Source organism: Parabacteroides sp. AF17-3 (assembly GCF_003635445.1).
In the GTDB taxonomy this organism is placed as follows: domain Bacteria; phylum Bacteroidota; class Bacteroidia; order Bacteroidales; family Tannerellaceae; genus Parabacteroides; species Parabacteroides goldsteinii.
In genome coordinates this window covers 60635-85494 of the sequence record NZ_QTMM01000017.1, presented here as the reverse complement: position 1 = coordinate 85494, position 24860 = coordinate 60635, and the positions used below count along the sequence as shown (strand labels likewise).

Sequence of the window (24860 nt, the reverse complement as noted above, 5' to 3'; positions counted from 1 at the left end):
TATAATTAAGGTATGTATAAAGATTATTCTATAATAAACTCACCTGATAGAATAATATCCCCATAAGTTATCTCAACTACATATTCTCCAGACAATTGGGTTAATGGTAGTTGAATCAATTCCGGAGAACTGAAAGTTTTTGAAAAAACTTCATTGCCACCGCTTTTCTTAACTGTAATAGTTGCACTTTCGGGAGAATTAAAAAATTCTACCCAAATAGTATTTTCTTCCTGCCAGGCTCTTACAGGTAATATACTACGAAGAGCTTCCTGATCTGATTGTCTTGCTCGTAATTCAATATCTCTTGAATCTGCTGTTTTAGAAAACGCACTAAATCCGACAAGCACACATAAAAATAGAAATAATGTTTTTCGCATATCTGTTAAATTAGATTGTTAAGATGTAGCAAAGAGACAAAATTTCTTTCAATAAAAAGTGGATTTGATTATTTTATTTACGCAGTTAACGACCTGTATATCAAGACCTACAAACCACCCCAAAATGAAGTTTCCAAAAAAATGGATTTAGAAGCCAATTCATTCAAATTTTCACTTAACGAATCATATTGGCTGGAGTTAAAATACTTCATCGCAATGTCCTTAACATATTTTGAAATGGTATTTGGTTGCAAATCCAGGACATTAGCAATCACAGATGTTTTTACTCCTAATAAATACAGACAACAGAACCGGAATTCATTATCAGACATATTAGGACATTCTTTTTTGAGATTACGAATAAAATCAGGATATACAAAATTTAGTTGTTCATCAAAATTTTGCCAGTCTTTTTCACTAAACTTGCTAACAACAACCTTTTTATCAAACATTTTTGTCATGAATGGATTACTTACCTTTAAATAACTTGAAACAAATCCTTTCATTTTGCGATTCATATTCCTGACCGATAACTCCTTTGCTAAGATTTTACCCTTTAATATTAAGATTTGTTCCCGTAAACAGGTTACTTCCTCTAACTTCCCTTGGTTTTCGATATCCCCTATCTCTTTTTCTTTAGACTTCAGTTCACTTTCTTTTCGGGATAAACTAATCTTATATATTTTCAATTCCGTTTTACTTTCTTTCAATTGGTTCCTATAGTCTAAAAGAGATCGTTCATTATCTTTGATTTTCTGTTGTTTTCTATAAAGCAGAATTGCACATATAAACACAAAAACTAATAAAGCTATAATAATCAATAGATATATTTTTTTTGCTTCTTCCTTTTTCAACTCAAGTTGATTCTTTTCATTAATCAATCTCAGGTAATTATAACGGGCATCAATCTCAGCCAACTTCTGAGGTTGAAAAATTCGTTCAATTGAATCGCGTAGCAAAAGATATTGTTCGTTATATTTAAATGCAGTCCCATACTCTTTCTTTTGATATGCCAACAAAGAAAAATGCCGATAAATTCGATTTTGAATATTGATATCCGGACTATTTAAAGCTTTCTCCCAATAATAACAAGCAGAATCTATTTGCCCCAATTGATCATACACACAACCTAACGAATAATAAGCCGAATACAATTGCTCCTCGTCCTGCCCTATCTCTAAAGATTGATTTATACACCTTATAGCTTCCTGATATAAAGACTTACTTTCATAAACATTACTTAAACAAATTAAAACCCGCCGCATTAATTTCTTCCAATTATTTTCTTTTATTATCTCTAATGAGTGATTTAAACAAATAAGCGAACTGTCTAATTTACCCAAATTCTGATAAGCAAGTCCGATATCTCTTAAGGTAGAAGCGATACCTAGCTGGTGATTCTCCATTCTATAGGATTCATTTGCCTTTTGGTAATAAACCAAAGATTTATCATACAGGGCATTATTTCTATATAAATCACCTAGTTGATTATAAATACGTGCTTGTAAAGCGTAATCCTTAATTAGAAGAACAAATTCTTCCGCTTTTGAGAAACTGATAATTGCTTCATCAAAAAGTAACATATCCATATACACCCTGCCCTGGCAATAATAAGCTTGCGCCCTTCTTTCTATATTACCCTTCTTATCATAATAATGTACCGCTATATTTATCAATGAATCAGACGTATGCGTTATATACTTCTTATCCCGCGCCTGAGTGATCAATAAGCTCCAAAGTACCTTATCCTCATTAGACAGAGCCTCCGGCCGTATGATGCTATCTAAAAGATACAAAGCACTATCAGGTCTTTCATTCATATATCCCTCTGCCTTTTTCAATAAAGGAGAGACATTGGTACTTCTACTACAAGCTACCAAACAGAAAAGTAGCAGAAGATTTAGTATTAGCTTAAGTCCTTTTGACATACGCAATTATTTTATAGAATGCAATATAGAACTTTATTTTCAAAAGATCACAAAAAAATCAATACATTTACAAAAAAATTATACAATGAGTACTTCATGTCCTTTTTTATCTATAATAGTTCCGATATATAATGTCGAAACGTATCTGGAAGAGTGTTTGAACTCCTTGATCAACATACGGATAATTTCAAAGGAGATTATTTTGATCAATGATGGCTCTACTGATCGGTCCGGTGAAATTGCAGAGAAGTTCGCTTCTTCTCATTCCTGTATAAAGCTCTTTCATCAACCGAATCAGGGATTGTCGGCAGCACGTAATAAAGGATTGTCTGAAGTGCAAGGGGAATATATAATGTTTATCGACAGCGACGATTGGATAATAGAAGGACAGACCGAAAAAATGTTCTCGGAAGCTATCGGTTTTCACCCCGACATAATAATGGGAAATTCCGTTTGTTATTATCCTGACGGACAAACCGGGACCTTATTTAATCCAATCCCATCCCATTTATGCCATACCTGCCTGACAGGAAAAGAGTGTTTTTCAGAATTAATGAAACACGGGGCTTTTCCTCCGATGGTTTCTAATTACCTATACAAAAAGGACTGGCTAAACAAGCAAACATTGTATTTTGAGAATGTTGTCCACGAAGACGAACTCTGGACTCCCCAAGCTCTTTGCCTTGCAAAAAGCATTTACATCACCAACATTGATTTTTACGGATACCGGCAACGGGAAGGTTCTATCATGAGGACATTGGTCACGTCCAAACGCGTACGAGACCTGATCTATATAGCTAATCGTTTGATTCGTTTTGCATCGGGATACCGTTTCAATGGCCCGGACCGGGAAATGAAAAGCGAACTATACGCAAAAGCTTATATGTTATATAATTTAGCTTTCTTATCACTGGCCAAAATCAAAAATGGTAATTTCACTTTACCGTCACATGCATTGTATACCATTTTTAAAATATACCACCATCTCTCACCACTCTCAAAAAAGAGGATTTACCGCTATTACAAAAATGCCCAGAATAATTTGAAGAGTTATTTAAAATGGAAGATATCTTACTGGGCGGAAAAATTATCTCCTGAAATAATAAAAAACAAACATATTATATTGATATATAATACGATGTGGGATACTCCTCTAAACATTCCCGTTGAGCAGATACCGGAAGACTATAGATTCACGACTGACAGGCAGTATTATTCTCAGGCACAAACAGTTATTTTCCACTTACCGACATTAATCAATGAATTAGAAAACGACCTGGAAAAACCTGAAGGACAAATATGGGTTGCCTGGACATTGGAATGCGAAGAAAACTACCCGTTCTTCAAAGATCCGGAATTCACGGAGCTTTTTGACTACCGGATTTCTTATCATCAAACGGCAGACGTCATACAATCGTATTTGCATGACAATTTTATTCCTTTGATGAAACAACCAGTCGACACAAAGGAGAGAGCTAACAATATCTGTATGCTTATATCCAGCCCGATCAACCAAAGTTCGAGACAGGAATACCTGAAAGAACTTATGCGGGAAATACCTATAGATTCCTATGGAAAACTATTCAATAATAAGAAAATGGATCAGGATAACGGAAGGGAGTCCAAAATCAATTTATATAAACAGTACAAATTTGTTATTGCTTTTGAAAATGCCTGTGCAACCGATTATGTAACGGAGAAATTCTTTGATCCGTTGATCGCCGGAGCGGTTCCCATCTATTTAGGTGCCCCTAACATCAACGAGTTCGCACCTGGGGAACATTGTTTTATCCATGCAAATGACTTTAAATCCCCTAAAGAGTTAGCCGATTATATAGAAGAATGTTACAATAATGAACAGGAATATCAATCTTTTTTCCAATGGAAACAAAAAGACCTCCGTCCTCAATTCATAGAGAAAGCCCAATTACAAAAAACAGCTCCCTTCATCCGCTTATGTGAACTTATTTGAAAGAATATCATTAATATATGCTATCTCCGGTACAATTCCTTCCATTCCGTATTATATTTGTATTCGTACGTTTTTACGTTTGATATATATCAAACGAATAAAACACATATATGCTTCTTTCGTTTGATGATTGATTTCCTTTCGTTCAATGATTATTGAATGAATGGTTGTACGGGATGAAAATTTGTTTTGGCTGGTATTAATTTAAAACAAGATAGTAATGAGTTTAAAATTCGGATGGTACAAGACACCGGTCCCGGGAGACAGGGAAGACAAAAAGATTCCGCATGCACGGATCATTTCACAAGGTACGCTCGACACGAAGTATATGTGCAAGATGATCTCGATGTCGAGCACGATCTCATCGGCAGACGTAAAAGGGGTATTGGAAGCACTTAACTTCTGGATGGGGTTTCACCTGGCGGAAGGGAATAGCATCGAGCTGGACGGACTGGGATATTTCACACCCACGCTGAAAAGCCGGACAGTAACGGATGAAAACGGTAAAACCAAAGTCATCGCAGAAGCCGACACCGTCAGTTTCCGCTGCGCAACCTCCCTGAAAGAACAAGTCAGGGAAGCCGGACTGGAACAGGTGAAAAAGGCCAAAACAGAAAAACTCACACAGGAACAACGGCTGGAGAATATTATGAAAGAGGTGAATAAAAACAGATGTATCAACACCGGTACCTGCGTGCAGATAAATCATTACAGCCGGTTTATGGCCCTGAACGACCTGAAGTTACTGATAGACAGCAATAAGCTGGTTCAGATAGGCAGAGGGAAACAAACAATGTATATACGGTCATTTTAGCAGGGGTGAAATTTGTCATTTTGCGTTCTGTCTTTTATCTTTATTCGAAATTTCGCGGTGGCGAAAATAACCGCCGCGAAATTTCAGATTAATTCCGGTAATATGAAATTTTACCGATCCTTTCTAAAGAAGCAACGCAAACTGTCGGGTATGACATTGGAGATGTATTTCAGGGAAAAGCTGAAAGAACAGTAACTAACAACCTCAACATAACTCTGCAATATTGCGTCATAAACGATAAAATAAGGTCATTATGAATAATAGAAGAATTGCTTCTGGTGCCAGAGTGACCCAGTACAAATATACGGCATTTATCTCTAAGTGCCGTACATTTGTACATATTTTCTTTCCCTACCTCGCTAAAAAATATGTTTTATAACTATTTGATTTTTTAGTATGGTCGCGTTGTTTTTGTGCACCTTTTTGAAATACTTAGTTTCGCCTATAAAAAAATGGATTTATTACCGTAAATTTGATTTATCCACATGGAAAACAGCTTATCGGTCACGGAAAACACTTTATTGATTTCAGTAATAATGTCTTTTTCCAGCAGTTTTTTTACGGCTGACTGTACTGAACTTGCAGATGTCAGGCTATGTCGTTTTATAAACGATCCGGATGTAATACGCTCTGCTTCGCCGTCTTTGGCAATAGCATAGAGTAATTCTTTCTGTTTTTCAGGGATATTTGATAATATTTCACGGAAAATCGTATCATTCGCCGCAATCATGTTGTTGATAGCTGCCCGTATCATTTCCAGTGTACATATTTCCCCTTCCGGGGTATCGGCAAAAGCTTCGTTAAAAGTTTTCTGAATGTAGAACGTATGCCCTTTAAACAGGGTATAAACCCGTTCTACATCTGCAACCTCGATTTGGCGGTTCCGCTTCAGGAAATGTCCGACAATGAACGGGATATATATATTCGGAGCAATTGCGGTCAACTCAAGCATATCCGCACTATGATAAAAAGGGCGGGCGGCAGACAGGAACATCTCTTGCATCATATGCCGTTCGCTACCGGCAAAAATGAAATGGCTATTCCTTATTTTCTGAATGTGAGTACGCAACAAGGCTTCAATATTCTTTTCCGGATATTTGGCGATCTGCTGAAACTCGTCGATCGCCACGATACAGGGTTTGTCAGCCGCTTCCAGATAACGAAAAATCTCATCCAACGTATACTCGGGACGATCTATATCACCTAACTCTATATTAAATGTCGGTGTACCGGAAAGCGGATCAAATCCAAATTTTCCACTGATGGATTTCAGGGTTTGAATGAAAAGGTTTGTCATTTTCCGGCTGCGGGGCAACAATGTTTCGTAAATCTCACGCCCTAACAAATAAGTAAATTCACGTAGCCCCGATGTATGCAGAATATCAATGAAAAAAGTGTAATATTCCTCCCTGATCTCCGGCTTCTCATAACAGAATTGAATCAGTCCCGTTTTACCCATACGGCGGGGAGATATAATAACCATATTGTTTCCGTTCGTGACAGACTTTATCAGGCGAGCCGATTCCTGTATACGATCACAAAAATATTCCGGTTCAATTTTACCGGTTACGATAAAGGGATTTACAACTTTTGCCATATACTCGATCTTTTCAGCAAATATAATTATTTAATTCGAATTATTCAAATCGAATAATTTCATCAACCATTAATAATGGTTTTCATTTGCATTATAAAAGAACAATAGTTACCTTTGTAATAGTCATTAATGTAATAGCCATTAAATTAATGACCATTAAAACAGTAAAGTCATGAAGTTTTACGATCGTACACAAGAATTGGAATTACTTTGGGATATCAATAAACAATCACGAAACACTGCTTGTTTCACGGTGATGGTGGGACGCAGGCGCATCGGTAAAACCTCTTTATTGCTCGAGAGCATGAAAGGTGAAAAGTTTCTCTATCTCTTTGTTTCACGTAAAAGCGAAGTCCTTCTGTGTGAACAATTCCAGCAGGAAATAAAAGACAGTCTGGAACTGGAGATTTTCGGAAACGTAACTGAGTTTCGTATTTTATTCGAACAACTGATGATATACGCCACTCAAACACATTTCACACTGATCATCGATGAATTTCAGGAGTTTGACAATATTAACAGTTCCATTTTCAGTGATATTCAAAATATCTGGGATAGATACAAGGAGCAGGCAAAAATAAATTTTATCGCTTGCGGTTCGATATATTCCATGATGAAAAAAATTTTTGAAAATAACAAAGAACCTCTATTCGGGCGCCTTACTTCAAAAATCATTTTAAAGCCTTTCAGCGTTTCAACAATTAAAGAAATTTTGAAAGACTATAACCCGGAATATACCCCGGAAGATCTTCTGGCCTTTTATCTTATAACAGGCGGTGTTGCTAAATATGTAGCTTTACTAATGGAAGCCGGAGCTGTCACTTTCAATCAAATGATCCGCTATACCATTCGACCGGATTCTCCTTTTTTATCGGAAGGACGTGATTTGCTGATATCAGAGTTCGGACGCGAATATGCTACTTATTTTTCCATTTTACAATTAATAGCTTCCGGAAAGACCAGCCAAAGTGAAATAGATTCGATCATTGGAAAAAATACGGGCGCCTATCTGGCTAATCTCGAAAAAGAATATTCCCTGATCAACAGAAACAAACCGATGTTTTCAAAACCGGAAAGCCGCAACAGTCGCTGGTGCCTGAATGATAATTACCTGATGTTCTGGTTCCGTTTCATATTCCCGAATCTATCAATGATTGAACTGGGAAAAAACAATATGCTGGAACAATTCATCTTAAAAAATTACGAACAATACAGCGGGCGCATCCTGGAACGCTATTTCAGGGATATGATAGCTGAAAGTGAAGACATCACGGATATCGGAAATTACTGGGACAACAAAGGTGAGAATGAAATAGACCTTATCGCCCTCAACCGATTCGAGAACAAGGCGTTAATAGCAGAAGTCAAACGAAATTTTCACAAGGTAAATATAGCCCGCCTATACGAAAAGGTTGCAACAATAAAAAAACAGTTGGCACATTATACGCTGGATATAAAAGGATTATCAATGCAAGATATGTAAATATTTATAGATATGATATTACTCTCAAACATAGATTTCACCTTCCCGCTGGCTGATCCGGTATTGAAGTTCTTACTGATACTGCTGATCATCCTGGCCGCCCCGCTCCTGTTGAATAAACTCAGGGTTCCGCACCTGCTGGGACTGATCATTGCCGGAGCCATTATCGGGCCGAACGGTTTTAACCTTGTCCTGCGCGACAGCAGTATCATTCTTTCGGGGACGGCAGGGTTACTTTATATCATGTTCCTGGCCGGGCTGGAAATAGACATGGGGGATTTTAAGAAGAATAGCGGGAAAAGTCTTGTATTCGGGATGTATACGTTCCTGATCCCTATGATACTGGGGACGGTCGTTGGATTATGGGTGCTTGATTTCAGCATGGAGACGTCCGTACTGCTCGCCAGTATGTTCGCATCCCATACACTGATCGCTTATCCGATCATCAGCAAGCTGGGGATCAGTAAAAACAATGCTGTCAGCATAACCGTCGGCGGGACCATGATCACGGATACGCTGGCTTTACTGGTGCTGACAATTATTGTCGGGATGGCGACAGGAAATGCCGACAACGCTTTCTGGATACGCCTGGGCGTTTCCATCGTTATTTTTGCCTTGATTGTGTTACTGGTGTTTCCCTTTATCGGACGATGGTTCTTCAAACGGGTACACGATAATATTTCGCAATATATATTCGTGCTGTCGATGGTTTTCTTCGGTGCATTCCTTGCCCAGTTAGCGGGGATGGAAGCGATCATCGGCTCTTTCCTTGCCGGACTGGCCCTGAACAGGCTGATCCCGCAGAGTTCGCCGCTGATGAACCGTGTAGAGTTTGTCGGGAACGCGATCTTTATCCCCTTCTTCCTGCTGAGTGTGGGGATGCTGATCGATTACCGGGCTTTCTTTACCAGCTTCGAAACGATCAAGGTCGGTATGGTTATGATCATCGTGGCTACGGCGGCAAAATATGCGGCAGCCTGGCTGACACAAAAGACCTTCCGGCTGTCGGTCGACCAGCGGAGTGTTATTTTCGGACTGAGCAACGCCCAGGCGGCAGCTACACTGGCAGCCGTCATGGTCGGGTATAACGTGATCCTGGGAACCGACGCCAACGGTGCTCCCATACGGCTCCTGAATGAAAGCGTACTGAACGGTACGATCCTGATGATCCTGGTGACCTGCGCCATCGCCTCCTTCTCCGCCCAGAAAGGAGCGCATAATATAGCGATGAAGGAATCCGGTGAGGAGACAGAAGACAAAGATACGAAGGACGAACATATCCTGATCCCCGTCAGCAATGAGGAGACGGTTGAAGAACTGGTCAACCTCAGCCTTGCCATAAAATCAAAAACGAATACCAGCGGGTTATATGCCCTCAAAGTGATAGACAACCAGAATTCGGACGACAAGACGCTGAAGTCCTCCAAACGGGTATTACAGACCGCCGTCGATACCGCCGCGGCCACCGACACCCGGCTGAAAGGTTTGCTCCGCTACGACCTGAGCATCTCCAACGCCATTACCAGCGTCGTGAAAGAACGGGAGATAACCGACCTGGTCCTCGGATTGCATAAGGAAAAGGACATACCGGCAGCATTCCTGGGAAATATTGTTGAAAACGTATTACAGCACAGCAGCGTAACGACCTTCATCTACAAACCGGTACAGCCGCTGGCCACTATCAAACGCCACCTGATTATCCTGCCGGACCGGGCGGAAAAAGAGATCGGCTTCATACCGGTCATGAACCGGGTATGGAACGTGTTGCAGAATACCGGGGCAAAAGTCGTGTTCTACGGTTCGGAGGATACGCTGAAAGCCATCAAAAAACTCTTCGCCAAAAGAGCGGGAGAAATATCATATGTAAACTTCAGCGACTGGGATGATTTCCTGATCGTGTTCCGGGATGTGAAAGCGGACGACAGCATGTGGGTAATCTTCAGCCGGAAAGAAGGCTATTCCTACGACCCCGTAATGCCACGTATCCCCGGCTATCTGAACAAGTATTTCCAGAGTAACAGCTTCATCCTCTCCTACCCGATCCAGGCTAGTATGGACGAAGGGACACGGTACCTGACGTGAAAACAAATCATAAACAGTGAACAGTAGTTGACATATTTCAGTTATATTTGCAGACTGGAACAGATAAGTAATCAATAAAATAATGAATAAAGCGTTACATAGAATGGGAGAATATGTCATGTTGATGGGGAAATCCATATCAATACCTGACAGATGGAGCATGTTCTTCAAACAATTGATAAAAGAGATATATAAGCTGGGTGTCGACTCTCTCTGGATCGTGGTTATCATTTCGGTATTTATCGGTACGGTTATCGCCATCCAGATATCATTGAATATCAGTTCACCGCTGATCCCTAAATTTACGATCGGGTATACGACCCGCGAAATTATCCTGCTGGAGTTTTCATCCTCCATCATGGCACTGATCCTTGCTGGTAAAGTAGGTAGCAACATTGCCTCCGAAATAGGAACCATGCGTGTAACGGAGCAGATCGATGCGATGGAAATTATGGGAGTCAATTCGGCAAACTTCCTGATTATGCCGAAAATTGCCGGACTGATGATCTTTATTCCGGTACTGGTTATTTTCAGTATGTTTACAGGAATTATGGGAGGTATAGCCGCCAGCCATTCGACAGGAACAGGTATGACGCCAGCCTCTTTCGAATACGGGTTGCAATTTTATTTCAATGAATTCTATATCTGGTATTCTATTATAAAATCTGTCGTTTACGCCTTTATAATCTCATCGATAGCCGCTTATTTCGGTTATTATGTGAAAGGAGGGGCACTCGAAGTCGGTAAAGCGAGTACGAATGCTGTTGTAATGAGCAGTATCATGATCCTGCTGGCAGACGTAATAATGACCCATTTAATGCTTACGTAAGAAATGATAGAAGTAAAAAACATAACGAAATCATTTGAAGGCCGCACAGTGCTGAATGATATCAGCGCCGTTTTTGAAACAGGGAAGACCAATCTGATCATCGGACGAAGCGGTTCCGGAAAAACGGTCCTGATCAAAAATATCATCGGCCTGATGAAACCGGATTCGGGTGAGATCCTGTATGACGGGCGCGACCTTACCTCCATGGATAAATTGGAATTGAACATGCTTCGCAGGGAAATGGGCATGCTGTTCCAGGGGTCTGCCTTGTTCGACAGCATGACGGTTCTTGAAAATGTGATGTTCCCGCTCAATATGTTCTCTAATGATTCTTATAAAGAAAGAGAAAAAAGAGCCATGTTCTGCCTGGAACGCGTGAATCTTTCGGAAGCGGAACATCTGTATCCGTCAGAGATCAGTGGTGGTATGATGAAACGTGCCGCTATTGCCCGTGCGATCGCATTGAACCCTAAATATCTTTTCTGCGACGAACCCAACTCCGGACTGGACCCTAAAACGTCCCTGCTGATAGACGACCTGATCCACGATATTACAACGGAATATAAGATGACCACGGTTATCAACACCCATGACATGAACTCCGTAATGAATATCGGGGAAAACATCATCTTCATCAAAGAAGGTGTTAAAGAATGGCAGGGAACAAAAGACCAGGTCATCACCTCCAACAACAAAGCCCTCAACGACTTCATCTTCGCATCCGACCTGTTCCGGAAAGTCAAGGAGGTGGAGATGCATCAGGATGATGGAATTTGAGAATTGAAAATTACTTGATTGGAAAAGAAAGACGGTTGTTAAATCAAATGAGTATTTAACAACCGTCTTTTTAATTTCTAATTTTCAATTCTCAATATCCAAATATCTCTTCTTTACTCAGTTTCGTTACCGGTCCGTACTGTTCCAGAGACTTCAGATCCAGATCCTTTTCATCTCCCAGTACACAATAGGTATAGGAACGTCCTTTCACCCATTTCTCCTGGAAGGCTTTGATATCGGCAAGGGTCATGGAAGGTACTTTTTCAAACAGTTCCTTCCTGCTGTCGGTATTCAGTCCCAAATCCTGTGCATTCAGATACGACCATAAGACTCCGGATTTTGTGATACGTTCCGTACGCATACGGGTTATCAAAGCTTCTTTTGCCAGATTGAACGCTTTTTCCGACTCCGGCATATTGTTGATAATATCATCAAAGGCTTTCATTGCGTCGATCATTTTATCATTCTGTGTAGCAATAAACGTACGGTATACATACGGATATTTCAATTTCGAAGGAGTGATAAGATATGCCCCTGCAGAATAAGCCAGTCCGCGGGCTTCACGCATTTCCTGAAATACGATCGCATTCATTCCGCCACCGAAATATTCATTGTACATGTTCAATGTCGGCTCGATCGACGGATCGAATTTCTCGCCACGGTTGGATACGGCTGAGAAATAAATCTGTTTGGCATCATATTGTGCCAGCAAAACTTTATTTTTCGGTGTTTCCTGTTGCTTGAACTCTGTAGCGGCCGGAACAGGAACAAGTTTTTCCGGAACATTATGATACTGTTTAACGATATCCAGTAAAGCCTGCGGTTTTTCAGGCCCGTAATACAGTATCTTATGTTCATAGGTATTTATCTTATGGATACGGTCGACCAATTCCTGAGGATCCATCTGTTGTAATTCAGCTGTAGAAAGGACATGTGTAGCCGGAGATTGCGGTCCCCAGATAGCATATTGAATCAGTTTATTGAAATTCTGTCCCTGGTTCAATTTGGCATCCGTCCGTTTTTTCAGAATATCGTCAGCCAGATTACCGTAAGTATCCTTGTCCACTTGGGCATCAGCCAGAATCTCCTCAAAGAGAGCCATTGCTTTCGGCATATTTTCCTTCAGGCCTTCCAGCATGACATACGTGCGATCCGCTCCCGGGAAAACATTGAAGTAGCATGCCAAACGATAAAATTCTTCATTGATCTCTTTCAGGCTTTTCTTTGAAGTACCGAGATATTTCATATATTCGAAAGCCGTACCCATCGCCTTATCGTTGTTCGTTCCCATCTCAAAGACATACATCAGAGAGAAAACATCGTTCGTCATATTCTGTTTGTAAAGAACAGGAATATCCGACTTTGCTGTCAGTTTCTGCAAATCCTTGTCATAATCGAGAAATACAGGTTCTATCGGAGCAACCTCTACTGCCTGTATTTCCTTAAGGAACACGCTTGAGCTGTCGCGGTTCATTACGATAGGAGTAATTTTAGGTTTGTCGATTTTCTTCTCATTCGGATCCTTGCCCTCTCTTTTGTAGATCAAAGCATAATTATCTCCGAAATACTTATTGGCAAAGTCGACGATCTGTTGTTTGGTCACTTTACTTAAACGCTCCAACTGAGCTACCTCGTCTTTCCAGTCAACACCATTTATAAAAGCAGAAACAAACATATCTGCCCGGCTGCTGTTATTATCCAGGCGATACATTTGCATCAGTTTATAATTATTGATCGCAGCCTCCAGCAAACCTTCATCGAAATCTCCCTTTTTCAGTTTTTCTATCTCTGCAAGGAAAAAATTTTTCACATCGTCCAGCGTTTGCCCTTGTTTCGGACGGCCACTCATTACAAATGCATTATAATCGGCCATACCATAAGTGCCTGCATAACAACTCAGTACTTTCTGCTGTTGAACCAGATCCACATCCAGCAAACCGGCTTTGCCGTTATTTACGATTTCGCCGGTGAGGTTCAGCAAATCTTCTTCCGGAGACGATGCGCCCGGGAAACGCCATCCCAAAGTCACATTTTCCGCATCCACGCCTAATACCTCTTTCACAACCGGAGCCTTGATAGGTGATTCATGGGTTACCGGCAACTTCGGTAAATTCGGGTTCGGTTGCAGATGACCGAAATATTTATTGATAACCTCAATTGTTTTATCCGGGTCAAAGTCGCCCGACATACAAATAGCCATATTATTCGGCACATACCAGGTATTATGATAGTTCTTTATATTGGTAATCGAAGGATTCTTGAGGTTTTCCTGAGTACCCAGTACTGTCTGGGTTCCATAAGGATGATCCGGGAAAAGAGCGCTCAAAACGGCCTCATATACTTTACGACCATCGCTGGTTAAAGACATGTTCTTTTCTTCATAAACGGTTTCCAGTTCCGTATGGAAACCACGGATTACATTGTTTTCAAAGCGGTCCGCCTGGATTTTAGCCCAGTTGTCGATCTGATTGGAAGGAATATCTTCCGTATAGACAGTCATATCAAATCCCGTATAAGCATTGGTGCCATTGGCTCCGATAGCAGCCATCAGCTTATCGTACTCATTGGGAATAGCATATTTGGACGCTTCATACGAAATACTGTCGATCTGATGATAGATTTCTTTCCTTTCGGCCTCATCGGTAGTCTTCCGGTAAACTTCAAACAGTTGTTCGATTTGATCGAGCAGCGGCTTTTCCATTTCATAATTCTGAGTACCAAACTTTTGTGTACCCTTAAACATCAGATGTTCAAAGTAATGCGCTAACCCGGTTGTTTCAGCCGGGTCGTTTTTTCCACCAACTTTGACTGCGATATAAGTCTGGATACGCGGTGTCTCTTTGTTCACTGTCAAATAGACTTTCAAGCCGTTGTCCAACGTGTAGATACGTGCTTTCATAGGATCGTTAGGGACTGACTCGTACTTAAACGGGGAGGTCTCCTTACATGCTGCCGCCAGTAATATAATCACGGCCAGCGAAAGAAACGAAATAATTTTACGCATAAGATTTAGATTTAGGAATTCTATGGCGCCAAATATAGGAAAATATACTCTAAAAAATCCTGTAAGTGATAAAATACTTAAGGTCTATATAAAAAAACCGATTATGGCATTGTTCCATAACCGGTTTTACATTTTATATCTTCAGAAATCAGATTCCGAATGCTTCTTTCACTTTATCTACATAATCCAACTTTTCCCAGGTAAACAACTCTACTTCGCAGACTGTCGGCTGTGGGTTATAGCGGGATATAAACGTTTTGGTAACCGTTTCCGGCTTACGTCCCATATGACCGTAAGAGGCTGTTTCCAGATAGATCGGGTTACGCAGTTTCAGGCGTTCTTCAATGGCTTTCGGGCGCATATCGAAAAGATCCCAGATCTTTTCAGCGATTTCGCCGTCTGTCATTTTTACATTTGCACGGCCGAAGGTATTCACGAAGATGTTCATCGGTTTGGCGACACCGATTGCATAAGATACCTGTACCAGCATTTCATCAGCCACACCGGCAGCCACCAGGTTTTTGGCGATATGACGGGCAGCATAAGCGGCAGAACGGTCAACCTTCGAAGGGTCTTTACCGGAGAATGCTCCACCACCGTGAGCACCTTTTCCACCGTATGTATCCACAATGATCTTACGTCCGGTCAATCCGGTATCACCATGAGGACCACCGATCACGAACTTGCCGGTCGGATTCACATGGTAAATGATATCATCATTGAACAAAGCCTGTACATGAGCTGGATACTGGGCTTTTACGCGCGGTACCAGGATACTCTTTACATCGACTGCAATCTTCTTCTGCATAGCGATATCGGCTTCTTCCTGGCTAATGCCTTTCGGACCGATAAACTCGTCATGCTGAGTCGATACAACGATCGTATCGATACGCAACGGCTTGCCGTTGTCATCATATTCAATAGTGACCTGGCTCTTTGCATCCGGACGGAGATAAGGCATCAGGTCGTTTTCGTTCTTGCGGATCTTAGCCAGTTCCCATAACAGGCTGTGTGAGAGATCGAGAGCCAGAGGCATATAATTCTCTGTTTCATTGGTCGCATAGCCGAACATCATACCCTGGTCGCCGGCACCCTGGTTATAAGGGTCTTCGCGTTCCACACCACGGTTGATATCGCCACTCTGTTCATGGATAGAAGAGAATACGCCACATGATTTCGCTTCAAACTGGTATTCACTCTTGGTGTAACCAATTTTTTCGATCACGCTGCGTGCAACATCCTGCACATCTACATAAGCACTTGATTTAACTTCTCCAGCCAAGACAACCTGTCCGGTTGTAACAAGGGTTTCGCAAGCAACTTTCGAGCTCTTGTCATACGCAAGAAACTCATCCAGCAAAGCATCCGATATCTGATCGGCTACTTTATCGGGGTGCCCTTCGGACACCGATTCGGAGGTGAATAAATAACTCATTACTTTTTAATTGAAAATTGAAAATTGAAAATTGAAAATTAGTAGGGACTAAAGAACGATGTTCAATTAACAACGGGTTATTAATTAATAATGAATTGATAACGGAAGGACCATATATGCCGAACGGCTAAGAAAAGTATCTTGTTTTTAGCATTTTTTCCTGTGGTTGCAAGCAATACAAATCTATCCACATCAATTCGGATGCAAAGATAAGAATAATTGACAATTCAAAATTGAAAATTGAAAATTATTTTTTCTTTTTGGTATTCCGAAGTGCTTTCTTGTACTTATACTCGGCTTTCATTTTGGCAGAGCCTGATTTATGGGTACCTCTCAGAAAGTCAGAATATTTGATTTTCTTGTCGCCGGTATTTTCGTCGCTGGCTTTTTTCTTGAAAACCATTCCTCCACCGGTCAGGATTTTTTCTATATCGTTCATTGCTTTATCTTTTATATTTATGTGAAAACAGTGCGAAGTTACAAAATGTTGCCTTTTATAACAGAGATATAACAGGCTTTTTAAATACGGGATGAATTACATTCGGGGCAATTTCGGCCAAAGGTTCCATCACGAACAGACGCTCATGCATCAGCGGATGCGGCAAAGTCAGCTCCGGAGTTTGCAGGACCAGGTTGTCATACAGCAGAATATCGATATCGATGATACGGTCATGATAGGCACCGTTACTTTTCTGCGTACGCCCCATCTCTATCTCGATCTCCTGGGTCGCTTTTAAAAGTTCAAGCGGAGACAGGGATGTATCAAGCTGTAAAGCTGCATTCAGGAACGTATTTTCGGACTGAAACCCCCAGGGTTCGGTTTCATAAAAACCGGAAAGGGCGAGAACGTCTCCCACCCTTTCAGCTAACAGCGCTGCGGCCGTTATCATATTCCGTCTTTTATTCCCTATGTTCGTACCTAAAGCCAGGTATGCGATAGCCATAAACCTTGTCTTAGATAATCAACATTGCGTCACCATAGGCACCGAAACGGTATCCTTCTTTCAGGGCTACCTCATAGGCATCCATAATCAGATCGTATCCTCCGAATGAAGCAGTCATCATCAGAAGAGTCGACAGCGGCATATGGAAGTTGGTGATCATGCTGGTAGCCACACTGAAATCGTAAGGAGGGAAAATGAACTTATTGGTCCATCCTTCGAATTCTTTCAGATGTCCGTCGGTACTTACTGCCGTTTCAATCGCACGCATCACGGAAGTTCCGACAGCACAGATCTGGCGACCGTCGTCCTTACCCTCGTTCACAATACTCACAACATCTCCGTTCACGACCATCTGTTCGGAATCCATCTTATGCTTTGTCAAATCTTCCACGTCGATTTCACGGAAGTTTCCTAATCCGGAATGAACGGTCAGGAAAGCAAAACGGCAATCCTTAATCTCCAGACGTTTCATCAATTCGCGGCTGAAATGCAGACCGGCTGCCGGAGCAACCACCGCACCTTCTTCCGTAGCGAAAATGTTCTGGTAGCGGTCTTCATCATCGGCTTCCACCGGACGGTCGATATATTTAGGTAGCGGGGTTTCACCCAACGCATACAATGCTTTTTTAAATTCATCATGATTACCGTCATACAAGAAACGCAGAGTACGGCCACGGGAGGTTGTATTGTCAATCACTTCGGCAACCATCGAATCGTCTTCTCCGAAATAAAGTTTATTACCGATACGGATCTTACGGGCCGGATCGACCAACACGTCCCAAAGACGAAGATCTTCGTTCAGTTCACGCAACAAAAACACTTCAATACGTGCACCGGTCTTTTCTTTGTTACCATATAAACGGGCTGGGAAAACTTTTGTGTTGTTGAAGATAAATACATCTTTTTCTCCAAAATATTCCAACAGGTCTTTAAATACTTTGTGTTCGATCTCCCCGGTGTTGCGGTGTACAACCATCAAACGGGACTCATCCCTGTTCTTTGCGGGATGAAGAGCGATCAGTTCCTGCGGCAAGTTAAATTTGAATTTAGATAGCTTCATAATGTTACTTTATTTATTTTCTTTTTATTCTTATCATTTATCAGACTAATTCCCGTGCCCGACACGGGATCGCATTGGAACAGACCATATCGCTTGTTCCTTTGCGGCCTCGCATCAAGTGCGGGGACAAGCCTCTTCTACCGCTTCATCCAGAAAAGCATCGATATCTTCCGGATTCATGCACTTATCCAATGTTATATCTCCGATCCGGGTACGTTCCAATCCGATCAGATGGGCACCCGAATTCAGGGCTACACCGATATCGCGCGCCAAAGCACGGATATAAGTACCTTTACTACACACCACACGGATCTTAATGACCGGCAGGTTGCATTCCAGCAACTCCATCTCATCGATCACCAGTGTCTTCGACTTCAACTCCACTTCTTCACCTTTACGCGCCAGTTCATAGGCACGTTTCCCATCCACTTTGCAGGCCGAAAAGACCGGCGGAATCTGCTGTATCGTTCCTACAAACGAATTCAGTACCTCTTCCACCCTCTCCCGGGTTATATGTTCCGTCGGATATACGGCGTCTATCTCCTTTTCCAGGTCAAAAGAAGGGGTCGTTTCTCCCAGCTTCAGGGTAGCGACATATTCTTTCGTCTGATACTGGAATTCGTCGATCCTTTTGGTTGCCCTGCCGGTACAAACGATCATCACTCCGGTAGCCAGCGGATCAAGTGTTCCGGCATGTCCGACTTTTATTTTTTTTACTTTCAGCTTCCGCGATAATTTATAGCGGAACTTGTTCACCAGATCGAACGAAGTCCACGTCAGCGGCTTGTTAAAATATAATACCTCTCCTGCAATAAAATCCATTCTAATTTACTTCATCAATGTGCATGCAATAGTAACCAGACCGGCTATTGCACAATAAATAGCAAAGTAGATCAACTTTCCTTTCTTCACGATATTGATCATCCACTTACAAGCCAGACAACCGGACAGGAAAGCCGCTACAAAACCGACAACCAGCGAAAGCGTCGGGATATCCCCGGCGATATCTTCACCTTTTACCAGCTTCAATACATCCAGCAGGGCTTCTCCCAAAATCGGAGGAATCACCATCAGGAAGGAGAACTGAGCCAGTTTCGCCTTATTATTACCCAGTAACAAACCTGTGGCAATCGTTGTTCCGGAACGTGAAAGTCCGGGCAAGACGGCACAAGCCTGAGACAAGCCGATAATAAAAGCATCTTTCATCGAAATACTTTCTTTCTGCCGGGGTTTTGCATAATAAGAAAAGGCCAGCAACGCCGCTGTCACCAACAACATGCAACCGACTATCAGCAAACCCGATCCGAAAATAGATTCGACCGTATCTTTGAAAAACACTCCGACAATACCGATCGGTATCATGGAGATCAGGATATTGATCGCATAACGTGTCTCACTGTTCATCTGAAACTTAAACAAACCACGGAATATCCATTCGATCTCTTTCCAGAGTATAACTAATGTACTAAATACCGTAGCCACATGGACTACGATTGTAAATGCCAGATTCTCTTCTCCTTCAATTCCAAACAGCGCCGATCCGATAGCCAGATGTCCGCTGCTGCTTACGGGAAGATACTCCGTCAGTCCCTGTACAATCCCCAGCACCAAGGCTTCCAACCAACTCATTCTGCGATTTCTTTACCTTTGCTGTTTTTCAGGATTCCTACAATCATCAGGCCAAACCCGATCACAGTTACTACCGGAGCAACAACGATACGACGTGTACTGAATATCTCCGGGTTAAAACTGGTCGTATCACCAGAACCGCCGCCACTCATCAACATAAAACCCACAATGATCACCGCCACTGCAACCGCGATCAGAATAAAATTTTCTTTTCCGAAAGCAAAATCTCTCTTAGCCATCTCTCTTTGTTTATTATATATAATACAACTTATCAACACCCATACGGAGGTACTTGTTTACAGCAAATACGGTAGCCGTTACCGACAACAGGATTCCCAGCAGGAACACCGCCGCATATACAACCAGTAAAGCCTTCACATCCAATAGCTGGATAAAACCGTCCAATTCGTGTTGTAAATAATATAACGAACCGGTCAGCATTAATATTGCCAGGATGGATGCAAAAATACCGCTTACCACATTATAGCGCACAAAAGGGCGCCGGATAAACCCGGAAGTAGCTCCCACCAATTTCATTGTATGGATCAAAAAACGTTTGGAATAAATCAGCAAACGGATCGTATTGCTGATCAGGACAAACGATATAGCCATCAGCATAACAGCCAATGTGAGCAGGATAATGCTCAAGCGTTTCATATTATCGTTCACCATCTGCATCATATCCTTCCGGTAAAGCAGGTCGGATACAGAGGTATATGTTTTGATTTTCTTTTCGATATGCTGCAGGCTGTCCGGGTTTGCATATTCGGAATGCAGCTTCACTTCGATAGATGCCTGCAACGGATTAAAGCCGAGGAAAGTTTCCGGATTCTCACCCAATTCTTCTTCCAGTTCCTTCGCAGCCTGTTCTTTCGATATATATTCGGTAGATTTGATAAAAGGAAGCGCGTCCAGGCTCTTCTGCATCCTCTTGATATCAGCTTCTTTCTGATTGTCTTTCAATACAATAGAAAATGATATATTTTCCCTGACATAAACCGACAACTGGTTTCCAAGCAACCCCATCAACAAAATCAACCCGAGCAGGAAAAGCACCAGGGCGATACTTATGATGGAAGTAAGACGAGAATTAAAGAAAGAAACCGAGTTAACCTTATTATTTTCAGCCATCAGACGTAACCTTATTATTATTCAATAAATTGGGGAGATACGCACAGGGTGCATACCTCCCAATTTTTCTGCAAAGAAAAAAAGAATTTATGGAACAGCCTCTGGTTTATAATTATTTAACCAATTAAAGACAATTACCAAAAGAATTCCAAATGATTCTAGGCATGCAAACCTACCGATTAAAAGCATATAGAAACTTGAAAAAACGGGAAATGGCGAGATTCACATCTGACCATTCCCTTATCAGTGTGTTTATAAAAATGTATGTCACTATCTTTCCCTGTATCGTATAGCAACCCAGACATGCACTGCTCCCCAGGTAAAAGTCTCCTTATCTTTTTCCTCTATTTCAAAATAAGGGCGAAGATCCATTTTCATCAATTCCTCCCCAAAACCTTTAAGATACTCTTCAGACATTTGCGTAAATACCTCCGGCTTTAACATAATGCTATACGCAAATATCTTCATGTTCTTATCGAAATAAATTGAATAAGATGGTCCATATTTCTTTAACCAATCTCTTTTATCACTCCAATCCCGATCCGTGAAATAAGATTCCAGCATTGAATGCATTTTCTTGCCAAACAACCCATGAATGTCAGATTCAGGTGTGCTACGAAAACTTCCGGAATTACCTTCCGGTTTTGGAAAAGACGGAACGCGTAGAACAATACGTTTTTCAAACTTCTTAGATACCTCAAAATATCTCAAATCAGGAATATTCTGAGCATTCATACTACATATTCCGATCAAACAAATTAATATAAGATTAAGTCTCTTCATATTTTCAATATATTTAAAATAATACACTATACGTAATCAATAATTGCGGCAGAATAGATTTATCTACAATGCCAGGATAACCTGTCCATCGCTCCAAAAAATCGAAATAGAGTTGAATATCTATATCAGATATAGATTTTCGATCACACATATCAAGTATAAAATCCTGATATTGACCCATAAACTGGTCATCCATATTAAAACTACCAATAAAAGCTCCACCTTCTGCACGATGTGCCACCAAGTTCCTTAACACTTTTGCTTCAAACTCAAAATTCTTATATTTATTCAACATTCGATCACCATACTCTATCGCTTGAGCCGCATGTATAAGTTCTTCATCAAAATATATATTGAGTATATCTGTCTCCGTTCTATAAGAAATCGTATTTGTTGACTTATCATATTGTGCATTCACACCTATCATAGGATCCATTTTTATATACAACGTTTTACGACTAAGAAGAAAATACAGTCTTTCAAAAACAGGAGTTGTTGCAAACTTATCAACAACAGATATTATTCTGTCCCGTTCTTGATCTCTAACTTCTGTAACAATTTTACAAGTCCTATTAAATCTCTCGGTCGGGGTATTACCCATCGGATGAGTGTCACCGCCTCCTCCCCCCCCATGCTTGTTGATTTGATACATATATATCATCAACAACGACATTTGCCGGAGAATCTACATGATCTATAAACTCAAATTCATGAGTTCTATAGTATTCATTCCAACAATGAGTGCCGGAACTGGTAGCCTTTTTCCCTTCAAACTCTATTTCGATTGTATAGTTTACACAATATGTAACTAAAACACCAGAGCGCGTTTGTAAATCATCACTTAGTTCATGAAAATGATATTGATAATTCATTTCTTCCGAGAACATTTTTTGATTAAAATAATCAAATCCCCATTCTAAATCCATTTTAGTTTTAGAAAGCATCTCTTTAGTAAGAACTATATTGGAAACGATATTATTATGAGCAAAAAACACCCAAAGCGTATTTATCTGTTTCTGCTGTCCTAATTTAATCGGTGTAATAATTATAGTTTCTTCTTTATCAATAGTAACAACTATAGATTCTTGCCACACAGGTTGTCCATAATTAGCTATAAATGCTGAAGAAAAGTTCTTTTGTTCATTTAGGTCTTTCAGTCCCAGTGTAATTTCACTAATAGCAGGTGCTGTTCCGCTATATGTAAAAAAAGCGTTTTCAGCAACTGTTCTCAAATTTATATCCTCTTCATTTTTACATGTTAACATCAATCCTAATAGAAGCAAACACTTGATAAAAATAAATAATTTTAAACTTTTTATTTTTTTCATGACAAACTCGATTTAGGTTTACAACACTTAAAAATAATCTTGTAACTTTTATTACAAGAAAAAACACGAACAGCCAACAAACACTTTTTAGATATTCTATTTTAATCAGTCTTATCGGAAATTCATTTCCAATAAGACTGACTCCAATTTATAACTTAATACCCGGCATTCTGCTGCCCTTTGATCTGCGGATTCGCATCGATCTCATCTTTAGGGATCGGCCATACCCACATATGATCGTCGGCAGACTTTACCATATCCGTACCTAAAGCAGGCAGGTAAGAAATATCCTGAGCTTCGCTTGAAGAACGATTCAGCCCTTTCTTCCAACGTTTCAGGTCAAAGAAATAAGGCTGTTCACCGAATAATTCGCGTACATACTCATCCTGAATTTCTTTTATCAAAGCATCCCCTTTATAAGATTTATCGCTCCATCCTTTCACACGGGCAGTCTTCAGTTTATTCAACATCGCGGAAGCGTTCGTTTCATCTCCCGACATCGCATAAGCCTCAGCCGCAATCAGATACATTTCAGAAATACGGAAAGCCTTGGTCTTATTTATGTTATTGCTCTTTCCTTCATATAATTCAGGGTTACCCGGCCATTTCTTACAATAAGTAATCATAAAATCCGGAACAGTCTGGGCATCGATTGAATCATACGTAAAATAAGCGTTATAACGAATATCATTGTCTTTATCATACAAATTCAATACTGTGTTAGTCGGCAAATAAGAAGGGCGGGGTAATTTATCGATAATACCGCTGAATGCGCTACCCAGGGCGTTCGGTCCTGTTTCCTTGGCTTTCACCATGGCAAACTGCCAGATGGCTTCCGTTCCGTTGTCATGCAACCACATATCGGCATAAGCATCTCCATCTGTCATCAATGGATAGGTTCCACTGTTTATCAGCGCAGTAGCTGTAGATATAGCAGTTTGGTAGTCCTCTTTTTCCAAAGCAATTCTGGCTTTCAATGCTTTTACCACATCAGCCGTGATATAAGCGGAGTTTATCTCTCCTGCTGTCGTTACATATTCTTCTGCTTTTGCCAGATCGCTGTCGATCTGTTTATAAGTCTCCTCCAACGTGCTACGCCCCGGATATGTTCCGGCAATAGATGGTGTCGAATTATATTCTTCAACAAGAGGAATACCATATTCGTTAGCAGCGGAGGACGGATCATAGTTCGTACAGAAATGGAGAGCCAACTCAAAATAAGCATATGCTCTTGTAAAATAAGCATGCCCCATATAAAGCCGGATTTCTTTCCGATCGTCATCCGATAACGAATTATCAGCTAATAAAGCTTCTGCCCCCTTCAACAGGACGTTAGCGTTTGCTATAAAATTATAATTATCGCTCCAGCAACCGGAAAAAGCTCCGTCTGTAATGGTATAGTCCCAGCGGTAAAAAGCACCATACGTATTTCCGTAATCAGCCGTAGCCGTAATCAGTCCGGACTGTACCAACGCATCCATAGTATAGCTATTTTGCACATAGCCACGCCATTCCGCATGAAACAAATTACTATATTTTCCACAGTCCTGGACAGACTGAACAGACTGATTGGTAGGTATGCTTGTTTCCGAAGCCAAATCCATATCGCAAGCTGTAAAAGCAGCAAAACAACAGGTAGCAACTGACAATATAATAGATTTTTTCTTCATGATTTTCTTCTTTTTAC

At 40.9% G+C, this 24860-nt stretch carries 22 protein-coding genes; 6 read left to right on the top strand and 16 right to left on the bottom strand.

Going from position 1 to position 24860, the window contains the following annotated elements; all coding sequences use genetic code 11:
* Positions 1–23: 23 nt before the first annotated feature.
* Both DWW91_RS21185 and DWW91_RS21180 read right to left on the bottom strand, forming a co-directional pair.
* A complete protein-coding gene (locus DWW91_RS21185; protein WP_122328858.1) occupies positions 24–377 on the bottom strand; it encodes a DUF3244 domain-containing protein in 354 nt (117 codons plus the stop codon).
* A gap of 107 nt (positions 378–484) precedes the next feature.
* Positions 485–2305 carry a tetratricopeptide repeat protein gene (locus DWW91_RS21180; protein ID WP_122328857.1) on the bottom strand — a complete coding sequence of 607 codons (1821 nt, stop codon included), beginning with the start codon at positions 2303–2305 and terminating at the stop codon, positions 485–487.
* An 85-nt stretch (positions 2306–2390) separates the two neighbouring features.
* Here DWW91_RS21180 and DWW91_RS21175 point away from each other — a divergent pair, with 85 nt between their 5' ends.
* Together DWW91_RS21175 and DWW91_RS21170 are read left to right on the top strand one after the other, a co-directional pair.
* On the top strand, positions 2391–4277 hold the full coding sequence (locus DWW91_RS21175) for a glycosyltransferase family 10 domain-containing protein (protein WP_010800570.1): 1887 nt from the start codon (positions 2391–2393) through the stop codon (positions 4275–4277).
* A 220-nt stretch (positions 4278–4497) separates the two neighbouring features.
* The gene (locus tag DWW91_RS21170; RefSeq protein WP_122328856.1) at positions 4498–5091 is read left to right on the top strand and encodes an HU family DNA-binding protein; all 594 of its coding nucleotides are present in this window, start codon (positions 4498–4500) and stop codon (positions 5089–5091) included.
* Positions 5092–5533: 442 nt separating this feature from the next.
* On the opposite strand, the gene DWW91_RS21160 is transcribed toward DWW91_RS21170, so the two are convergent.
* On the bottom strand, positions 5534–6688 hold the full coding sequence (locus DWW91_RS21160; RefSeq protein WP_122328854.1) for an ATP-binding protein: 1155 nt from the start codon (positions 6686–6688) through the stop codon (positions 5534–5536).
* A 172-nt stretch (positions 6689–6860) separates the two neighbouring features.
* On the opposite strand from DWW91_RS21160, the gene DWW91_RS21155 reads away from it, so the two are divergent.
* The 4 genes from DWW91_RS21155 (at position 6861) to DWW91_RS21140 (ending at position 11859) form a co-directional block, all read left to right on the top strand.
* Positions 6861–8171 carry an ATP-binding protein gene (locus DWW91_RS21155; protein WP_122328853.1) on the top strand — a complete coding sequence of 437 codons (1311 nt, stop codon included), beginning with the start codon at positions 6861–6863 and terminating at the stop codon, positions 8169–8171.
* 12 nt (positions 8172–8183) lie between these two features.
* Positions 8184–10253 carry a cation:proton antiporter gene (locus tag DWW91_RS21150; RefSeq protein ID WP_122328852.1) on the top strand — a complete coding sequence of 690 codons (2070 nt, stop codon included), beginning with the start codon at positions 8184–8186 and terminating at the stop codon, positions 10251–10253.
* A gap of 82 nt (positions 10254–10335) precedes the next feature.
* Entirely contained in the window at positions 10336–11082 is a 747-nt protein-coding gene (locus tag DWW91_RS21145; RefSeq protein WP_044215279.1) for an ABC transporter permease, read from the top strand.
* 3 nt (positions 11083–11085) lie between these two features.
* Positions 11086–11859, top strand: coding sequence for an ABC transporter ATP-binding protein (locus tag DWW91_RS21140; RefSeq protein ID WP_009859610.1), 774 nt, complete (start codon positions 11086–11088; stop codon positions 11857–11859).
* Between the two features lie 91 nt (positions 11860–11950).
* Here the strand turns inward: DWW91_RS21140 and DWW91_RS21135 are convergent, their stop codons facing one another.
* From DWW91_RS21135 to DWW91_RS21080, 13 genes are all read right to left on the bottom strand, one after another.
* Positions 11951–14863, bottom strand: a complete 2913-nt coding sequence (locus tag DWW91_RS21135; RefSeq protein WP_122328851.1) for a pitrilysin family protein — start codon at positions 14861–14863, stop codon at positions 11951–11953.
* A 148-nt stretch (positions 14864–15011) separates the two neighbouring features.
* The gene (gene metK / locus DWW91_RS21130) at positions 15012–16298 is read right to left on the bottom strand and encodes a methionine adenosyltransferase (RefSeq protein ID WP_122328850.1); all 1287 of its coding nucleotides are present in this window, start codon (positions 16296–16298) and stop codon (positions 15012–15014) included.
* Positions 16299–16545: 247 nt separating this feature from the next.
* Positions 16546–16737 (bottom strand): hypothetical protein, encoded by a 192-nt coding sequence (locus DWW91_RS21125; RefSeq protein WP_009859618.1) that lies wholly within the window; start codon positions 16735–16737, stop codon positions 16546–16548.
* Between the two features lie 55 nt (positions 16738–16792).
* Positions 16793–17242, bottom strand: coding sequence for a 2-amino-4-hydroxy-6-hydroxymethyldihydropteridine diphosphokinase (folK, locus tag DWW91_RS21120; RefSeq protein WP_010800577.1), 450 nt, complete (start codon positions 17240–17242; stop codon positions 16793–16795).
* A gap of 10 nt (positions 17243–17252) precedes the next feature.
* Positions 17253–18302 (bottom strand): tRNA preQ1(34) S-adenosylmethionine ribosyltransferase-isomerase QueA, encoded by a 1050-nt coding sequence (queA, locus tag DWW91_RS21115; RefSeq protein WP_010800578.1) that lies wholly within the window; start codon positions 18300–18302, stop codon positions 17253–17255.
* A 114-nt stretch (positions 18303–18416) separates the two neighbouring features.
* Positions 18417–19124, bottom strand: coding sequence for a tRNA pseudouridine(55) synthase TruB (truB, locus tag DWW91_RS21110; RefSeq protein WP_010800579.1), 708 nt, complete (start codon positions 19122–19124; stop codon positions 18417–18419).
* A gap of 6 nt (positions 19125–19130) precedes the next feature.
* Positions 19131–19931 (bottom strand): undecaprenyl-diphosphate phosphatase, encoded by an 801-nt coding sequence (locus DWW91_RS21105; RefSeq protein WP_009859622.1) that lies wholly within the window; start codon positions 19929–19931, stop codon positions 19131–19133.
* Entirely contained in the window at positions 19928–20170 is a 243-nt protein-coding gene (locus tag DWW91_RS21100) for a DUF3098 domain-containing protein (protein WP_009859623.1), read from the bottom strand. The genes DWW91_RS21105 and DWW91_RS21100 overlap by 4 nt, the downstream gene beginning before the upstream one ends.
* A gap of 13 nt (positions 20171–20183) precedes the next feature.
* Positions 20184–21062 carry an ABC transporter permease gene (locus tag DWW91_RS21095; RefSeq protein ID WP_010800580.1) on the bottom strand — a complete coding sequence of 293 codons (879 nt, stop codon included), beginning with the start codon at positions 21060–21062 and terminating at the stop codon, positions 20184–20186.
* A gap of 270 nt (positions 21063–21332) precedes the next feature.
* Positions 21333–21845 (bottom strand): hypothetical protein, encoded by a 513-nt coding sequence (locus tag DWW91_RS21090; RefSeq protein ID WP_122328849.1) that lies wholly within the window; start codon positions 21843–21845, stop codon positions 21333–21335.
* A gap of 13 nt (positions 21846–21858) precedes the next feature.
* Entirely contained in the window at positions 21859–22497 is a 639-nt protein-coding gene (locus DWW91_RS28180) for a hypothetical protein (protein ID WP_233584545.1), read from the bottom strand.
* Positions 22457–23173 (bottom strand): hypothetical protein, encoded by a 717-nt coding sequence (locus tag DWW91_RS28175; RefSeq protein ID WP_233584544.1) that lies wholly within the window; start codon positions 23171–23173, stop codon positions 22457–22459. The genes DWW91_RS28180 and DWW91_RS28175 overlap by 41 nt, the downstream gene beginning before the upstream one ends.
* Before the next feature lie 155 nt (positions 23174–23328).
* Positions 23329–24843 (bottom strand): RagB/SusD family nutrient uptake outer membrane protein, encoded by a 1515-nt coding sequence (locus DWW91_RS21080; RefSeq protein WP_122328848.1) that lies wholly within the window; start codon positions 24841–24843, stop codon positions 23329–23331.
* Positions 24844–24860 lie beyond the last annotated feature (17 nt).

Excerpts from the sequence above, each read along its gene's own strand:
- DWW91_RS21185 (WP_122328858.1), bottom strand. The coding sequence starts at position 377 with ATGCGAAAAACATTATTTCTATTTTTATGTGTGCTTGTCGGATTTAGT.
- DWW91_RS21180 (WP_122328857.1), bottom strand. The coding sequence starts at position 2,305 with ATGTCAAAAGGACTTAAGCTAATACTAAATCTTCTGCTACTTTTCTGT.
- DWW91_RS21175 (WP_010800570.1), top strand. The coding sequence starts at position 2,391 with ATGAGTACTTCATGTCCTTTTTTATCTATAATAGTTCCGATATATAAT.
- DWW91_RS21170 (WP_122328856.1), top strand. The coding sequence starts at position 4,498 with ATGAGTTTAAAATTCGGATGGTACAAGACACCGGTCCCGGGAGACAGG.
- DWW91_RS21160 (WP_122328854.1), bottom strand. The coding sequence starts at position 6,688 with ATGGCAAAAGTTGTAAATCCCTTTATCGTAACCGGTAAAATTGAACCG.
- DWW91_RS21155 (WP_122328853.1), top strand. The coding sequence starts at position 6,861 with ATGAAGTTTTACGATCGTACACAAGAATTGGAATTACTTTGGGATATC.
- DWW91_RS21150 (WP_122328852.1), top strand. The coding sequence starts at position 8,184 with ATGATATTACTCTCAAACATAGATTTCACCTTCCCGCTGGCTGATCCG.
- DWW91_RS21145 (WP_044215279.1), top strand. The coding sequence starts at position 10,336 with ATGAATAAAGCGTTACATAGAATGGGAGAATATGTCATGTTGATGGGG.
- DWW91_RS21140 (WP_009859610.1), top strand. The coding sequence starts at position 11,086 with ATGATAGAAGTAAAAAACATAACGAAATCATTTGAAGGCCGCACAGTG.
- DWW91_RS21135 (WP_122328851.1), bottom strand. The coding sequence starts at position 14,863 with ATGCGTAAAATTATTTCGTTTCTTTCGCTGGCCGTGATTATATTACTG.
- metK (WP_122328850.1), bottom strand. The coding sequence starts at position 16,298 with ATGAGTTATTTATTCACCTCCGAATCGGTGTCCGAAGGGCACCCCGAT.
- DWW91_RS21125 (WP_009859618.1), bottom strand. The coding sequence starts at position 16,737 with ATGAACGATATAGAAAAAATCCTGACCGGTGGAGGAATGGTTTTCAAG.
- folK (WP_010800577.1), bottom strand. The coding sequence starts at position 17,242 with ATGGCTATCGCATACCTGGCTTTAGGTACGAACATAGGGAATAAAAGA.
- queA (WP_010800578.1), bottom strand. The coding sequence starts at position 18,302 with ATGAAGCTATCTAAATTCAAATTTAACTTGCCGCAGGAACTGATCGCT.
- truB (WP_010800579.1), bottom strand. The coding sequence starts at position 19,124 with ATGGATTTTATTGCAGGAGAGGTATTATATTTTAACAAGCCGCTGACG.
- DWW91_RS21105 (WP_009859622.1), bottom strand. The coding sequence starts at position 19,931 with ATGAGTTGGTTGGAAGCCTTGGTGCTGGGGATTGTACAGGGACTGACG.
- DWW91_RS21100 (WP_009859623.1), bottom strand. The coding sequence starts at position 20,170 with ATGGCTAAGAGAGATTTTGCTTTCGGAAAAGAAAATTTTATTCTGATC.
- DWW91_RS21095 (WP_010800580.1), bottom strand. The coding sequence starts at position 21,062 with ATGGCTGAAAATAATAAGGTTAACTCGGTTTCTTTCTTTAATTCTCGT.
- DWW91_RS21090 (WP_122328849.1), bottom strand. The coding sequence starts at position 21,845 with ATGAAGAGACTTAATCTTATATTAATTTGTTTGATCGGAATATGTAGT.
- DWW91_RS28180 (WP_233584545.1), bottom strand. The coding sequence starts at position 22,497 with ATGTATCAAATCAACAAGCATGGGGGGGGAGGAGGCGGTGACACTCAT.
- DWW91_RS28175 (WP_233584544.1), bottom strand. The coding sequence starts at position 23,173 with ATGAAAAAAATAAAAAGTTTAAAATTATTTATTTTTATCAAGTGTTTG.
- DWW91_RS21080 (WP_122328848.1), bottom strand. The coding sequence starts at position 24,843 with ATGAAGAAAAAATCTATTATATTGTCAGTTGCTACCTGTTGTTTTGCT.